This window comes from Streptacidiphilus pinicola, from assembly GCF_003258295.1.
In the GTDB taxonomy this organism is placed as follows: domain Bacteria; phylum Actinomycetota; class Actinomycetes; order Streptomycetales; family Streptomycetaceae; genus Streptacidiphilus; species Streptacidiphilus pinicola.
In genome coordinates, this window is record NZ_QKYN01000193.1 from 5,720 (window position 1) to 5,977 (window position 258).

General features: G+C 75.6%; 1 protein-coding gene. It reads right to left on the reverse strand.

Translation table 11 applies throughout. The features are described from left to right. Positions 1-39: 39 nt before the first annotated feature. The coding region (locus DN069_RS36025; RefSeq protein ID WP_341538528.1) for a carbohydrate-binding protein at positions 40-258 on the reverse strand (219 nt) is incomplete at its 5' end.

Here is a 258-nt window from a genome sequence, read left to right on the forward strand (position 1 = left end):
GCCGCGGCGGCCGGGCCCTACGGGGTGGGGGTGTCGCGCTTACGTGCAGGGCCCGTCGGCCTTCCACACCGCCCACGAGGCCGGATCGCTGGGCACGGCGCCGGTCGAGCCGTAGGTCGCGGTGTAGTTCACGCCGTTGTAGGAGACCGCCGCACCCGTGGTGTAGGTGGTGGACGAGCTCCAGGCCACCGCGCAGGTCCCGCCGGTCGACGTCGGCGTGGGCGTGGGCGTGGGGGTGGGGGTCGGCGTCGGAGTCGG